Annotated in this window: 15 protein-coding genes; 8 read left to right on the forward strand and 7 right to left on the reverse strand. The window is 70.5% G+C overall.

Features of this window, described 5'->3' with window-relative positions; all coding sequences use genetic code 11:
* Positions 1–39: 39 nt before the first annotated feature.
* Positions 40–1713 carry a purine-cytosine permease family protein gene (locus QRX60_RS16485; protein ID WP_286001648.1) on the reverse strand — a complete coding sequence of 558 codons (1674 nt, stop codon included), beginning with the start codon at positions 1711–1713 and terminating at the stop codon, positions 40–42.
* A gap of 231 nt (positions 1714–1944) precedes the next feature.
* On the opposite strand from QRX60_RS16485, the gene pdxH reads away from it, so the two are divergent.
* The 3 genes from pdxH to QRX60_RS16500 all read left to right on the forward strand — a co-directional run bounded on the left by pdxH (position 1945) and on the right by QRX60_RS16500 (position 4634).
* Positions 1945–2619, forward strand: a complete 675-nt coding sequence (gene pdxH / locus QRX60_RS16490; protein WP_286001649.1) for a pyridoxamine 5'-phosphate oxidase — start codon at positions 1945–1947, stop codon at positions 2617–2619.
* Between the two features lie 173 nt (positions 2620–2792).
* Positions 2793–4058, forward strand: coding sequence for an MFS transporter (locus QRX60_RS16495; RefSeq protein WP_286003613.1), 1266 nt, complete (start codon positions 2793–2795; stop codon positions 4056–4058).
* A gap of 24 nt (positions 4059–4082) precedes the next feature.
* On the forward strand, positions 4083–4634 hold the full coding sequence (locus QRX60_RS16500) for a DUF3558 family protein (RefSeq protein WP_286001650.1): 552 nt from the start codon (positions 4083–4085) through the stop codon (positions 4632–4634).
* Here the strand turns inward: QRX60_RS16500 and QRX60_RS16505 are convergent, their stop codons facing one another.
* From QRX60_RS16505 to QRX60_RS16520, 4 genes are read right to left on the reverse strand one after another with little or no spacing between them, the layout of a single operon-like run.
* Complete coding sequence (locus QRX60_RS16505) at positions 4635–5648, reverse strand: hypothetical protein (protein WP_286001651.1); 1014 nt, start codon at positions 5646–5648, stop codon at positions 4635–4637.
* A gap of 57 nt (positions 5649–5705) precedes the next feature.
* Positions 5706–6530, reverse strand: coding sequence for an MBL fold metallo-hydrolase (locus QRX60_RS16510; RefSeq protein WP_286001652.1), 825 nt, complete (start codon positions 6528–6530; stop codon positions 5706–5708).
* Complete coding sequence (locus QRX60_RS16515; protein WP_286001653.1) at positions 6527–7426, reverse strand: MBL fold metallo-hydrolase; 900 nt, start codon at positions 7424–7426, stop codon at positions 6527–6529. The genes QRX60_RS16510 and QRX60_RS16515 overlap by 4 nt, the downstream gene beginning before the upstream one ends.
* A complete protein-coding gene (locus QRX60_RS16520) occupies positions 7426–8004 on the reverse strand; it encodes a TetR/AcrR family transcriptional regulator (RefSeq protein WP_286001654.1) in 579 nt (192 codons plus the stop codon). The genes QRX60_RS16515 and QRX60_RS16520 overlap by 1 nt, the downstream gene beginning before the upstream one ends.
* Positions 8005–8070: 66 nt before the next feature.
* Here QRX60_RS16520 and QRX60_RS16525 point away from each other — a divergent pair, with 66 nt between their 5' ends.
* Genes QRX60_RS16525 through QRX60_RS16535 form a run of 3 tightly spaced genes read left to right on the forward strand, consistent with a single transcriptional unit; the run spans position 8071 to position 10672 of the window.
* Entirely contained in the window at positions 8071–8976 is a 906-nt protein-coding gene (locus QRX60_RS16525; RefSeq protein WP_286001655.1) for an aldose 1-epimerase family protein, read from the forward strand.
* The gene (locus tag QRX60_RS16530; protein WP_286001656.1) at positions 8943–9434 is read left to right on the forward strand and encodes a GNAT family N-acetyltransferase; all 492 of its coding nucleotides are present in this window, start codon (positions 8943–8945) and stop codon (positions 9432–9434) included. Before QRX60_RS16525 ends, QRX60_RS16530 begins: the two co-directional genes overlap by 34 nt.
* Positions 9435–9454: 20 nt before the next feature.
* Positions 9455–10672: an amidohydrolase gene (locus tag QRX60_RS16535; protein WP_286001657.1), complete on the forward strand. Its 1218-nt coding sequence runs from the start codon at positions 9455–9457 to the stop codon at positions 10670–10672.
* 48 nt (positions 10673–10720) lie between these two features.
* Here QRX60_RS16535 and QRX60_RS16540 read toward each other — a convergent pair whose 3' ends face one another.
* On the reverse strand, positions 10721–11326 hold the full coding sequence (locus QRX60_RS16540) for a Uma2 family endonuclease (protein WP_286001658.1): 606 nt from the start codon (positions 11324–11326) through the stop codon (positions 10721–10723).
* Between the two features lie 96 nt (positions 11327–11422).
* Positions 11423–12559, reverse strand: coding sequence for an acyl-CoA dehydrogenase family protein (locus QRX60_RS16545; RefSeq protein WP_286001659.1), 1137 nt, complete (start codon positions 12557–12559; stop codon positions 11423–11425).
* Positions 12560–12660: 101 nt separating this feature from the next.
* Here QRX60_RS16545 and QRX60_RS16550 point away from each other — a divergent pair, with 101 nt between their 5' ends.
* Together QRX60_RS16550 and QRX60_RS16555 are read left to right on the forward strand one after the other, a co-directional pair.
* Positions 12661–13242, forward strand: coding sequence for a TetR/AcrR family transcriptional regulator (locus QRX60_RS16550; protein ID WP_286001660.1), 582 nt, complete (start codon positions 12661–12663; stop codon positions 13240–13242).
* 41 nt (positions 13243–13283) lie between these two features.
* Positions 13284–14225, forward strand: a complete 942-nt coding sequence (locus tag QRX60_RS16555) for a carbohydrate kinase family protein (protein WP_286001661.1) — start codon at positions 13284–13286, stop codon at positions 14223–14225.
* Positions 14226–14385: the final 160 nt, after the last annotated feature.

The following is a 14385-nucleotide window of genomic DNA, read 5'->3' on the forward strand; positions in this document are numbered from 1 at the left end:
TTACCTGCAGCGGACGCAGGTAACGGGCCTTTACGGACGTTACGCCTCGCGCGGGGCCGGCATGCCCAGCGAAACCGGGCCTGTCGTCCGGCACACGTCGTGGCAGCTGTTGTCGAGCGTGCAGCACAGTGAGCAGATCGGGCCGTCCTGCTTCGCGCAGTCGGCGACGTCCGGCAGCTCGTACGGGTCGCTGCAGACCGAGCAGGTGTGCGTCGCCCGCAGGTCGGCCTCGACGTCCGGGCCGGCGACCGTGTTCGGCCGGACCAGGTAGTACTTCCCGCGGGTCACCGCGGCCAGCGTCGGTACCAGGATGATCGCGATGACCAGCGCGAGCAGCGGGCTGAACGCCGCCAGGAACGGCCCGAACAGGCCGAAGTACGCGGCGATCGACACCGCCGACGCGACGACCATCGAGCCGAACCCGACCGGGTTGATCTTGTGCAGGTAGGCCCGCTTGAACTCGATGTAGCGCGGCGAGAGCCCGAGCGGCTTCGCGATCACCAGGTCCGCGCACACCGCGCCGATCCACGCGATCGCGACGTTCGAGTAGAAGCCCAGGATCTTGTTCAGGAAGCCGAACGCGCCGAACTCCATCAGCGCCAGCGCGATCCCGCAGTTCACCAGCACGTACCAGACGCGGCCGGGGTGCTTGTGCAGCACGCGGGAGAAGAAGTTCGCGAACGACAGCGAGCCGGAGTACGCGTTCGTCGTGTTGATCTTGATCTGCGAGACGACGACGAACAGCGCCGCGAACGTCAGCGCCACGGGGCCGAGCGCGGGCTTCACCGCTTCGAGGTACGGGGCGATCGGCTCCAGCGCGTGCGACTTGCCGACGACCCCGAGCGCGAGGAACGCCAGCAGCGCGCCCCCGATCTGCTTCGCGGCGCCGAGAATCACCCAACCGGGTCCGGCCGCGAGCACCGCGGCCCACCACGACCGCTTGTTCTCCGCCGTCTTCTCGGGCATGAACCGCAGGTAGTCGGCCTGCTCGCCGATCTGCCCGATCAGCGACAGCGCGACGCCCATGCCGAAGCCGAACCCGATCGCGGAGAACCCGGCGCCGGCGCCCTCGGTGCCCCCGAAGTGGGTGAACTCGGCGAACTTGCCGGGCTCGCGGACGAGCACGACGACGAACGGCAGCACCAGGCCGGCGATCCACAGCGGCTGCGTCCAGGTCTGCATCTTCGCGACCGCGCCCATGCCGTAGAGCGCGAAGGGCAGCACGATCAGCGTCGCCAGGAGGTAGCCGACCGGCAGCGGGATGCCGAGAGCGAGCTCGAAGGCCTGGCCCATGATCGAGCCCTCGAGCGAGAAGAAGATGACGGTGAAGCTCGCGTACACGAGCGACGTCAGCGTCGACCCGAAGTAGCCGAAGCCGGCTCCGCGGGTCAGCAGGTCCATGTCGACGCCGGACTTCGCGCACGCGGCCGCGATGGGCACGCCGGTCACGAAGATGACGACGGCCGCGGCGAGGATCGCGAGGACCCCGGACGTGAAGCCGTAGGAGAGGACGATGCTGGCTCCGATCGCGAAGTCGGCGAGGTAGGCGATACCGCCCAGCGCCGTCGTCGCGACCACGAACGGTGACCATTTCCGGAACGAATGAGCGGCGAAGCGCAGTGAGTAGTCCTCGCGGTTTTCGTTGGCCGCGAGCGGGGCGTAACGGCGTTTCGGCGGAGCGCTTTCTTCGGCGTTGGACAGGGTCTCGGTCATGCCTGCCTCCGGGGTGGTGGGGAACGGGCCGAAGGTAGGGCGGCGCTGTATCGATCCTGGTCCGGCGGGTAACGCCCGCGTTACGGCTTGCTGACTAGCGGTTACGGGCTGATGGCGGGAAGGGGGTGGCGGGTCTCACCGTTCAGTGGGTTCCGCCGCAGCTCGGAAGGCCCTAACGTGCCTAGGGCCGAAGTCGACTGATGCCCCGACCGGGCGTGGAGGTTTGGCGTGATGCCGGAGATCGATCAGCAGGTGGAAGACGCCGTGGTTCGCCTGCCCGGAATGCGCGTGGCGTACGACGGTGCAGCGTTCGACGAATCCGCACTGGCGGCCACCTGGACCGATCAGCTGCAGGGCTGGCTGAACCAGGCCGTCACCGCGGGCATCGCCGAACCGAACGCGATGGTGCTGGCGACGGCGGACGCCGAAGGCCGGCCGTCCTCCCGCACCGTGCTGTGCAAGGGCCTCGACGAGCGCGGCGTCGTGTTCTACACGAACTACACGTCGGAGAAGAGCCACGACCTGACCGCGACGCGCTACGCGTCGGTGACGTTCCCCTGGTACGCGCTGCACCGCCAGGTCCACGTCCGCGGCGAGGTCGAGAAGGTCGGCGTCAAGGAGACGGCGGAGTACTGGGCCCAGCGGCCCCGCGGTTCGCAGCTCGGCGCGTGGGCGTCCCCGCAGTCCCGGGTGGTCGACGGACGCCGCGCGCTGGACAACGCGCTGAACGGCATCGAGCGCCGCTTCGCCGACGTCGAGCAGATCCCGGCCCCGCCCCACTGGGGCGGCTGGCGGATCCGCCCGGACCTGGTCGAGTTCTGGCAGGGCCGCGAGGACCGCATGCACGACCGGCTGCGCTTCGTCCGCAACGACGACGGCTGGAACATCGAGCGCGTCGCCCCCTGAGTTCCCAGCGCCCCAATGTGGCGTTCGGTGCGTGGGACGCACCGAACGCCACATTGGGTGCGTCTGACGCAACCAACGCCACATTGGGACGCTCTTCCGGGCGACGGAAATCACGCGACCCGAGATAGTTAGCCCAGCTAAACTCGTCCGTTGTGACTTCTGAACCGGAGACCTTGCCGCCCCGCTCGGGCGTGCGCAAGCTCCTCGGCCGCATCATCGTCGACACCCGGCCGCTGAAGATCCCGGCCTTCCGGCGGCTCTGGCTGTCCACTGTGGTCACCGCCGTCGGCACGCAGCTGACCGCCGTCGCCGTGCCCAAGCAGGTCTTCGACCTCACCGGGTCCTCCGCCTACGTCGGCCTCACCGGGCTCGTCGCCCTCGTCCCGCTGCTGGTCTTCGGGCTCTGGGGCGGCGCCGTCGCCGATGCCGTCGACCGGCGGAAGCTGCTCGTCGTCACCAACGTCCTCGTCGCGATCACCTCCGCGCTGCTGTGGCTGCAGGCGTTCCTGAACTTCGGCTCGGTGTGGCTCGTCCTCGGCCTGCTGGCCGTCAACCAGGCCCTCTTCGCGATCAACATGCCCACGCGCGGCGCCGTCGTCGCCCGGCTCGTGCCCGGCGAGCTGCTGCCGTCGGCCAACGCCTTGAGCTCGACGATGTCGACCTTCGGCGCCGTCTTCGGCCCGCTGCTCGCCGGGGCGCTCATCCCGGTCCTCGGCCTTTCCACGCTCTACCTGATCGACGTCGTCGCCCTCACGATCACGCTGCTCGCGGTCTGGAGGCTGCCGGCACTCCCGCCGCTCAACGGCCCGTCGCGGCGCGCGGGCGTCAGCGACGTCGTCGAAGGCTTCCGGTACCTCGCGACGAAGAAGGTGCTGCTGGCCTCGTTCGTCGCCGACATCATCGCGATGGTCTTCGGCATGCCGCGGGCGCTGGTCCCCGAGATGGCCGAGCGCACGTTCGGCGACCCGCCCGGCGGCGGGCCCGCGCTCGGCTGGCTCTACGCCGCCCTGCCCGCGGGCGCGATGCTGATCGGCCTGTTCTCCGGCTGGCTGACGCGCATCCACCGCCAGGGCGTCGCGGTCGTCGTGTCGATCTGCGCGTGGGGCGCGGCGGTGGCGGCGTTCGGGCTCGCGCACTCGCTGTGGCTCGCGGTCCTCTTCATGGCGGCGGCCGGCGCGGCGGACATGGTCAGCGCGGTCTACCGGATGGCGATCCTGCAGGTCGCGACCACCGACGAGATGCGCGGCCGGCTCCAGGGCGTGTTCACGGTGGTGGTCGCCGGCGGCCCGCGGATCGCCGACCTCGTCCACGGCTGGGGCGCGGCCGCGTTCGGCACGGCGGTCGCGGCGAGCGTCGGCGGCCTGCTGGTGATCGTGTCGGTGTGCGCGTCGATGTTCCTGCTCCCGGCGTTCTGGCGGTACCGGGCGCCGACCGCGTAGGCCGTTCGGACTAGGGTGCCGGACATGCGTACCCTCGCCGTCGTTTTGGTCGCTTTTGCCGCGTTGACAGCCTGCTCTTCGGGCGACAAACCGTCTTCGACGCCGTCGTCGTCCGCGCCCAAGCCGAGTTCGAGCGCCAACGCCGCTGCGGCGGCGTCGCTGGACCCGTGCAAGCTGCTGCCCGCGGCCGCCGTCTCGAAGGCGCTGTTCCTGGACAACCTCCAGGCGGTGGCGGGCCCGGTCCAGGACAACGCGGCCAACGGCGGCAAGGCCCGCAGCTGCGAGTACCAGCTGAACGGCAAGGCCGCGGGCGCGCTCGCGGTGACGCGCTACGAAGGCCGCCGGGCGAAGCCGGCCGACATGGTGGCGTCGATCAAGAAGGCGAAGGCGGGCGCGAAGGACGTCGCCGGCTTCCCGGACGGCGCCGTCTACTACGTCGACGAGCAGAAGACGGCCACCCTCGCGTCGGCCGAGCTGGTGTCGGGTACGCCGGTGCTGGTCAACTACACCGGCCCGGCGAAGATGACGCCGGAGCAGATCGCGCCGCTGGTCAAGCAGGCCCTCGACGCCAGCTGATCACGCCCAGCCGACGAGCCGCCGCTCCGACAGCGTCCCGGCGGGCGGCAGCTGCGTGAGCGCGGGCCGCGCGATCGCGCCCGGCGTCGTCGGCGAGGTGAACCATTCGCCCTGGTCGGTCTGGTAGAGCACGCCGGCCTTGTCCGGCGCGGCGGCCACCTTGGCGATCGACGGCTCGGACCGCTCGACGAGCTTGGTCAGCTGAGGGGTTCCGCCGTCGAGGTGCAGCCGCATCAGCACGCCGTGCTCGTCCGAGCCGGCGACGGCGGACATCAGCGCCGTCGTGGCGTCGAGCGCGGTGACGAATTGGTAGGTGGCGCCCGGTTCTTCGTAGTAGGCGTAGGCGATCGCACCCGACGAGTCGGCCAGATAAGCCAGGCCGTCGCCGGCGTGCCGGACGTCCCGCCAGGTCAGCACCTCGCCTTGCGGTCCGATACACCAGTCCTCGACGTGCTGGTCGGAACTGTCGTTCGGCACGATGTCGGCTTCCTTGACCGGCTGCCCGAGCTGCCGGTAGCCGACGGAGTACACCGCCTTGTCGTCGTCGAAGTACAGCTTCGACCCCGCCGGGCCGAACCGCGGGTTCCGGAACCGCGAAGTCTTCTCGCTCATCGACCGCTCCGGCGCGGGCACGCTGCCGGTGCGTTCGTACCGCCGGTCGGCGGCGTTGAGCTTGAAGACGTCGACGCCTTCGTCGGTCTCCAGCGTCGCGTACTGGCCGTCGGGGGAGACGAGGTCCAGCTTCGTGGCCGGCCCGTCGAAGCGGGTCAAGGAGCTGTCGTAGCCGGGCAGGGACAGGGTCGTCTTCACCGCGCCGGTGGCGGGATCGGCGAAGACGACGTCGTCGAAGCCGGTCTGTTCGGAGTGCTGCAGCAGGACGACCCCGGAAAGATCGAGCGGTGCCGCTTCCGGCATCGCGGCGGCGGCCGGGGCAGGCGGTGTGCCGCTCCCGCACGCCGTGACCAGCACCGCGACCGACCCGATCAAGGCCGCACTCCACCACTTCTTCGTCACCACTGAGCCTCCTTCGTCACGGCTCAGATGCGACGGAAGATCATCCGGTTCCCTCGATCAGCGGCGCAGTGCCGCCAGCTCGACCGGGCTGTGCGCCGAGAACACCGTCACCTCGTCCGGGTGCTCGCGGGCCAGTTCGTACAGCCGCTCCAGGTTCGCCAGCCGAGCCTTGCGGTCGGTCTGGACGAGGTTCTGGAACGCCGTCATGCCCGGCGGGCAGTGCGGGGCGACCGGGTCCAGCTGGCCGTGGAAGAAGTACGCGTCGCCCGCGTGCAGCAGCCAGCCCTCGCCCGTGTCGACCGCGACGCCGGTGTGGCCGCGCGTGTGGCCCGTGAGCGGGACCAGCAGGATCTCCTCCGGCAGGCCCTTGAGCGACCGGACCGCCTCGAAGCCGAACCACGGCTCGCCCGGCTCGTCGTAGGTGCTCCACAGCGGGCGGTGCGCGAACTGGGCCGCGCGGTAGCGGTTCTTCTCGGCCGCGTTCGACGGCGACGTCGCCGCCCGGTGCTCCTCCGCCCGGACGTGCACGACGGCGTTCGGGAAGTCGGCCAGCCCGCCCGCGTGGTCGACGTCGAGGTGCGTCGCGACGACGTGCCGGACGTCGGCGGGGTCGAGCCCGAGCGCCTTGATCTGCGCGACCGCCGTTTCGGCGGCTTCGAGCCGGGCGCCGACCATCGCCATGAACGGCCGGCCCAGCCACTCGCCGGGGCGGGCCACGGCCTGGCTGCCGAACCCGGTGTCGACCAGCACCAGGCTGTCGCCGGTCTCGATCAGCAGGCAGTGCGCGACCAGTTCCGCCCGCCGCAGCAGGCCGGGCTCGCCGTCGAGCAGCTTGCCGCCCGCCGGGCGCATCGATCCGCAGTTCAGGTGGTGCACCTTCATACCCTGCTCCTGCTCGTTTTTCGGGGGTCCGGGTGGCGAAGCCCCCGGCCCGGGGCGAAGCCCCGCTTGGCACGGAGGCTCAGCCGGAGGAACTCGGTCTCGTCGTGCGCGGCGAAGACGGTGACCTCGCCGCCGTGCTCCTGAACAAGCTGGCGCAGGCGGCGGTGATTGTCCAGCCGGGCGCCCTTCACCGTCTCCATGTGGCCCTCGAACCACTTCAGGCCCGGCGGGCAGTGCGGGGCCTCCGGGTCGACCTGGCCGTGGAAGAAGTACGAGTCACCGGCGTTGAGCAGCCAGCCGTCGCCCGTGTCGACGGCGACCCCGGCGTGCCCGCGCGTGTGCCCGGAGAGCGGGACCAGCAGGATCTCCGGCGGCAGGCCGTCGAGCTGCCGGACGGCGCCGAACCCGAACCACGCTTCGCCGGTGTCCGCATAGGACGTCCACTGTGGACCATGGGCGAACTGGATCGTGCGGTAGCGGCCGCGCTCGGCGGCGTCGCGAGGCTCCTGGAACGCCCGCAGCTCTTCGGCGTAGACGTGCACGCGCGCCCACGGGAAGTCGATGAGCCCGCCGGCGTGGTCGAGGTCGAGGTGGGTCAGCACGATGTCGCGGACGTCCGCCGGGTCGAAGCCGAGCGCGCGGATCTGCGCGATCGCGGTCTGCGCGGGATCTTCGACCGGGTTGGACTGGCGGACGAAACCCGCGCCCAGCCAGGCGTTCCGGTCGACGGCGGCCGGCGTGCCCATGCCGGTCTCGACGAGCACGAGACCCGTGTCCGTCTCGAGGAGCAGGCAGTGGCAGACCATGGTGGCGCGCCGGAGCAGGCCCGGCCGGCCGTCGATCAGCTTGCCGCCGAGCGGGCGCATGGTGCCGCAGTTCAGGTGGTGGACGCGCATCAGGAGAGCTCCCGGTCGAGGGTGGCGTGCAGGTGGGTGGCGACGGCGCGCAGCGGTGCGACGTCTCGGCGGGTGCGGGCCAGCAGCAGCCCGCCTTCGATCGCGGCGAGCACGACGGTGGCCAGCTCGTCCGCGCGATCGGCCGGAAGCCGGTGTCCCGCAAGGTGTTCTTTCAGGATTTCGTGCCACGACGAATAGCCGTCGGCGCAGGCTTCGCGGATCGGCTCGCTTTCCGCCGCGGCGTCGAGCGCGACCGTCGCGAGTGGACACCCGCGCTGGAAGTCCGACTCGGTCAGGAAGCCCGCGAGCGCTTCGACGGCGCGGTCGACCGCGGTCACGGCGTCGGGCGCGTCGCGCAGGATCGCTTCGAGGAGCGCGCCCGTGCGCTCGCCGGAAAGCCGGACGGCCTCGGCGGCGAGCTGCTCCTTGCCGCCGGGGAAGTGGAAGTAGAGCGACCCCTTGGGCGCGCCCCCGGCCGTGGTCAGCTGGGTGAGGCCGGTGGCGTGGTAGCCCTGGGTCTGGAACAGGTCGGCGGCGGTGTCGAGCATCCGCTGCCGCGTGTCGGTGCGACGGACCATGACACCGACTGTAGCTCAAACTATGACGACCGGTCTAGTTAGTTCGAGTCTCGGTAAGGTCGTCGCATGGGCAACCCGACCGGTCAGCAGTTCGAGATCACCCGCGGCAACGCGCGCGCCGTCGTCACCGAGATCGGCGCGGGGCTGCGCGCGTTCGAGGTCGGCGGGGTGCCGTACGTCGAGGAGTTCCCCGAAGACGCGAAGCCGCCGAAGGGGGCCGGGCAGGTGCTGCTGCCCTGGCCGAACCGGACCAAGGCCGGCCAGTGGACGTTCCAGGGCGAGAAGCAGCAGCTCGAGATCACCGAGGAGGCGCGCGGCAACGCCATCCACGGCCTGACCCGCCACCTCGAGTGGGAGCTGCTGGAGCACGCCGAGTCGTCGATCACCCTGGCCGTCGACGTCGAGGTGCAGCCGGGCTGGCCGGTGCCGCTGCGCGCGACCGTCACCTACGAAGTCGCGCCGCGCGAACTGACCGTAACCCACGAGATCCGCAACGAAGGCGAGCAGCCGATCGGCGTCGGCGTCGGGACGCACCCGTACTTCCGGATCGGCGACGTCCCGACCGACGAGCTGACCCTCACGCTGCCCGCGAGCCGCGTCCGGCCTTACCTGGGCGACGAGCAGATGCCGTACGCGCCCGAGCAGGACGTCGAGGGCACCGAGTACGACTTCCGCGCCGGCCGGGTGCTGGCGGACGTCGACCTGGACACGGCGTTCGGCGGGCTTTCGGCGGCTTCGGACGGAACGCACCACTTCGTCCTGGGCCACGAGGACCAGCGGCTGGTGGTCTGGACCGGCCCGGACTTCCACTGGGCGCAGGTGTTCACCCCGGACGACCTGGTCGGGCGCGGCCGCGCGGTCGCCGTCGAGCCGATGACCTGCCCGGCGGACGCCCTCAACACGGGCACCCACCTGATCGAGCTCGAGCCGGCGTCGTCGTGGTCGGGCAGCTGGGGCATCCGGGTCGGGTGAGGCGGCTGGGCGTCGCGGACGCGGGCGAAGTGCTGACGCTGCAGCGCGCGGCGTACGTCACCGAAGCCCGCGCGCACGACGACTGGAACCTGCCGCCCCTGTTGGAGACCCTCGATGAGACGCGGGCGGCGCTTTCGTCGTGCCTGTCCTGGGGCATCCGGGAGAACGACCGGTTGGTCGCGTCGGTGCGCCTGACGGTGACCCGGCACGTCGGCGTGATCGGCAGGCTGGTCGTGGCGCCCGACCGGCAGGGGGCGGGCCTCGGCAGCCGGCTGCTGCTGGCGGCGGAGTCGATGGCCCCGCCGTCGGTGACGCTGTTCCGGCTCTTCACCGGCTCGAAAAGCGCGGGGCCGCTGCACCTGTACGCGAAGCACGGCTACCGCGAGACGCACCGGACGCCGGAGAACAACCACGAACTGGTGCACTTGGAGAAGGCCCGCGTGCGGCCGTCCGAGTGAGTTCGTTAGCGTGGCGAACTATGGCGAAGGCAATTGTCGGGGGCCATGTCGTCCCCATCGACGGTGATCCCATCGAAGGCGGCACGGTCCTGATCGACGACGGCAAGATCGTCGCGGTCGGCACCGAGGCCGACGTCGACATCCCGGAGGACGCCGAACTGGTCGACGCGGCGGGCACCTGGGTGCTGCCCGGCTTCATCGACGCCCACGCGCACCTCGGGGTGCACGAGGAGGGCGAGGGCTGGGCCGGCAACGACACCAACGAGATGACCGACCCGAACGGCGCCCGCTTCCGCGCGATCGACGGCATCGACCCCTACGAGTCCGGCTTCGACGACGCGCTGGCCGGCGGCGTCACGAGCGTGGTCATCAAGCCCGGGTCGGGCAACCCGATCGGCGGCCAGACGATCGGCGTCAAGACCTGGGGCCGCAGCATCCTCGACATGGTCTTCGCGGAGCACGTCAGCGTGAAGAGCGCGCTCGGCGAGAACCCGAAGCGCGTGTACGGGGAGAAGAAGCAGACGCCGTCGACCCGGCTGGGCGTCGCGGCGATCCTGCGCGAGGCGTTCACCAAGGCCCGCAACTACCAGGCGAAGCGCGCGCACGCGGAGTCCGAGGGCAAGCCGCACGAGGTCGACCTGACGCTGGAGACGCTGTCGAAGGTCCTCGACGGCGAGCTGTACTGGGACCAGCACGTCCACCGCGCGGACGACATCGTGACGGCGCTGCGGCTGGCCGACGAGTTCGGCTACAAGCTGGTGATCAACCACGGCACCGAAGGCCACCTGATCGCGGACCTGCTCGCCGAGCGCGACGTCCCGGTGATCCTGGGGCCGCTGTTCACCACGAAGTCCAAGGTGGAGGTGCGCAACCGGACCTTGCGTTCGGCCGGCATCCTGGCGCGGGCGGGCGTGAAGATCGCGATCACGACGGACCACCCGGTGATCCCGATCAACTTCCTGGTCTACCAGGCAGCCCTGGCGGTCAAGGACGGCCTCGACCCGGCGACGGCGCTTCGCTCGCTGACCGTGAACCCGGCCTCGATGCTGGGCCTCGACGGCCAGATCGGCTCGCTGAAGCCCGGCCTGGACGCGGACGTGGTGCTGTGGAGCGGCGACCCGCTCGATGTGATGAACCGCGCGCTGCGCGTGTTCGTCCGGGGCGATGAGGTGTATCACTTCGACGAGACGCTCGGCGAGGGCGTCTCGAAGGACCGGCGGTACCGCGAGGCCCGCTGAGTTTCGGACGGCACGCCGGTAACCGGGCGGTTCCGGCGTGCCGTCCGATCAGTCGAGGAGCGCGTTCAGGTCGATCTTGACCGGGAACGGGACTTCGGTGGTGAAGGTGCCGGTGACCGCTGAGGCGTCCTGGTAACCGAATTCGCCGGCTTGGTGGCACGCGACCAGTGAGACTGGCTCGGAGATGTCGACGATCCAGTAGTGCGGGATTCCTGCGTCGGCGTACTCGTCGTGTTTGACGTGGTAGTCGGTGCGCTTCGAGCCCGGCGACACGATTTCGACGACGATGGCTACCTCTTCCGCCCGGAGCATGGTGCGGTCTTCGCGAATGCGGGCAACCCCGGCTCTCTCGACGATGAGCAGATCCGGGCGGCGGGAAAAGCCCGGTCTGCCCGGGGGAGCCAGACCGAGGTTCACGTCGGTCTCGGGCAGAACGCGGAGATGGTTCGGCAACTGGCCGGCGAGTTGCTGCCCCAGTTCGAAGACCACGATGTTGTGGTCGGCAATAGGGCTGGGTGACATCACGATGCGGCCTTCCACAAGCTCGGTGAAACCTGAGTCGGTTTCACCGAGTTCCGCGTACTCCTCGATCGTCAGCAGGTGATCGGGGATCTCCCACCGGCGAGCGGGGCGCGGCTGGGGAAGTGCAGTCACAGCTACTCCTCACGTCGCCGGAATTGTCTCACGGTTCAAGTGCAACCATGAGTAACCGTATTTGTACCGAGCGTGTGACACCTTTCCCTCGACCGGCTATGCCTTCTTCAGCTCCCGCGCGATGACCAGCCGCTGGATCTGGTTCGTGCCTTCGAAGATCTGCGGCACCTTCGCCTCCCGCATGTACCGCTCCACCGGGAAGTCCCGCGTGTACCCGGCCCCGCCCAGGACCTGGACCGCGTCGGTCGTCACCTTCATCGCGCCGTCCGTCGCCACCAGCTTGGCGATCGACGCCTGCCGCTGGAACGGCAACCCGCGGTCACGTCGCCGGGCTGCCTCCAAGTACGTCGCTCGCGAGGACTCCACCGTCGCCGCCATGTCGGCCAGGAGGAACTCGATCCCCTGGAAGTCGATGATCGGCCGGCCGAACTGCGACCGGCCCTTCGCGTACGTCACCGCTTCGTCCAGGGCCGCCTGGGCCAGGCCCACCGCGCACGCCGCGATGCCGAGCCGGCCGGAGCTCAGCGACGACAGGGCGATCCGCAGCCCGTCTCCCGGCTCGCCCAGCAGCCGCGACGAAGACACCCGGGCGTCCGAGAACACCATCTGGGCCGTCGGCGAGCCGGTGAGGCCCATCTTGCGTTCGCGCGGGGCCGCCGACAGGCCGTCGGTCGAGGAGTCGACCAGCAGGCACGAAATCTCCTCCGGGCCGGTGCGGACCATCGTCGTGTAGAAGTCCGCCACGCCCGCGTGCGTGATCCACGCCTTGGTGCCGTTCACGACGTAGTCCGGGCCGTCGAGACGCGCGCGCGTCGAAAGGGCCGCCGCGTCCGAGCCCGCCTGGGTCTCCGACAGCGCGTACGCGCCCAGCAGATCGCCTTCCAGCATGTCCGGCAGCCACTCGCCGCGCTGCTCGTCCGTGCCGTACTCCGCCAGCGCGTAGCAGGACATCGTGTGCACCGACAGCCCGACGCCGACCGTCATCCACGCCGTCGCGATCTCCTCGAGGGCCTGCAGGTACACCTCGTACGGCACCCCGCCGCCGCCCCAGCGCTCGGCGTACGGCAGCCCGAGCAGGCCGGACTTGCCGAGCAGGCGGAACTGCTCACGGGGGAACTGTTCGGCCTCTTCGGCCGCCGCCGCGCGCGGAGCGAGCTCGTCACGGGCGATTTCCCTGGCCAGCGCGACGAGGTCCTCGGCGTCCGAATCCGGGAGCAGGCGTTCGGCGGGCATCGGTGTCCTCCAAAGCGGTACTGAAAACAGTACTGTGGGCTTGGTTAGAGTACAGTACGACGGGCCTGGGGTGGCCGGAAGACGTAGGAGATAGTGAGCCGATGCCCCCCGAACCCCGCCGACGGCCGACCGCGCGCCAGCGCGCCCTGCTCGGCGACCTCGAGGCACTCTTCCTCGCCGAGGGCTTCGCGGACTTCACCCTCGACGACCTCGCCGGGCGCCTGCGCTGCTCGAAGTCGACGCTCTACGCGCTCGCGCCCAGCAAGGAGCAGCTCGCCGTCAAGGTCGTCACCCACTTCTTCCGGGGTGCCGGCGCGCGGATCGAGGAGCGGATCGCCGGGATCGACGACGCCCGCAAGCTCATCGGGGAGTACCTGGCCGGCGTCGCCGAGCACCTGAACCGGGCGTCGCCGTCGTTCATGCGCGACCTCGCCGAGTTCGGCCCGGCCCGCGAGGCCTACCAGGTCAACAGCCGGTTCGCCGCCCAGCGGCTGCGCCAGTTCATCGACAAGGGGGTCGCCGACGGCGTCTTCCGCGACGTCCACGCCCGGCTCGTGGCCGAGATGACCGGGCTGATCATCGAGGGCATCCAGACCGGGGTGCTCGGGCAGCGGATCGACGTCTCCGACGCCGAAGCGTTCACCGCCCTGGGTGAACTGCTGCTCGGCGGGCTGAACAAATAGCGGACAGGAATTGTCAGCCTGAACTCCATTAAACTCCCCGCGTGATCGTCGTAGGCGGAGAAGCTCTGGTCGACCTGGTTCCCGGTGACCCCTTGGATTCCACTGTGGACGGTGGGCTGCGCGCGCTGCTGCCCCGCCTCGGCGGCGGGCCGTACAACGTCGCGCTGGCGGCCGGCCGCCTCGGCGTGCCGACGGCGTTCCTCTCGCGCGTGTCCACCGACCGCTTCGGCGACGCGATGGTCGAGCGCCTGCACGCCTCGGACGTCGACACGTCGCTGCTGCAGCGCGGCGACGAGCCGACGACGCTCGCCGTCGTCGCGCTCGACGCGAAGGGTGCCGCGCGCTACACGTTCTACGTCGAGGGCACCGCGGACCGGCTCGTCGCGGACCCGGGCCCGCTGCCGGGCACCGTGACCGCGCTCTCGCTGGGCACCCTCGGGATGGTCCTCGAGCCCGGCGCGTCGGCGTACGAGGCGATGCTGCGGCGCGAGGCCGCCCGCGGTGTGCTGACCGTCCTCGACCCCAACATCCGCGAGGCTTTGATCACCGATCCGGCCGCCTACCGCGCCCGGTTCGCGTCCTGGCTGCCGGACGTCCGGCTGCTCAAGATCTCCGACGACGACGCCGCGTGGCTGACCGAGGGGGCCGACCCGGTCGCCGCCGCGAAGACGTGGATCGAGTCCGGTGTGGACGCCGTGGTGCTCACCCGGGGCGCCGACGGCGTCGCGGTGATCACCGCCGCAGGTGAGCTGGCCCACGTGCCGTCGCGAAAGGTCACCGTCCGCGACACCATCGGCGCCGGCGACACCGTGCAGGGCGCCCTGCTGGCCTGGCTGCACACCCGCGACGTCACCGACCTGGCCTCACTCGACGCGGGAGCGTGGCGCGAGGCGCTGGAGTTCGCGGCGAAAGCGGCGTCCATCACCGTTTCGCGGAGCGGGGCCGAGCCGCCCACGTCCGCCGATATGGCGTCCACCGTGTGAACCTGGTCCCAAAGGGGCACCCAGGAGCAACGTCACCGCTGCGCGAACGCACGTATCTCGACTAGCGTAGAGAGGCATTCTTCATACCCCAGCGGGGCGGTGTGCAGCGAGGCGCCAGTGTTTCCTCGCGTGAACACGTGGCTACCTGTGGAACCCGCAG

The sequence above is a fragment of the Amycolatopsis mongoliensis genome, from assembly GCF_030285665.1.
Taxonomy (GTDB): Bacteria; Actinomycetota; Actinomycetes; order Mycobacteriales; family Pseudonocardiaceae; genus Amycolatopsis; species Amycolatopsis mongoliensis.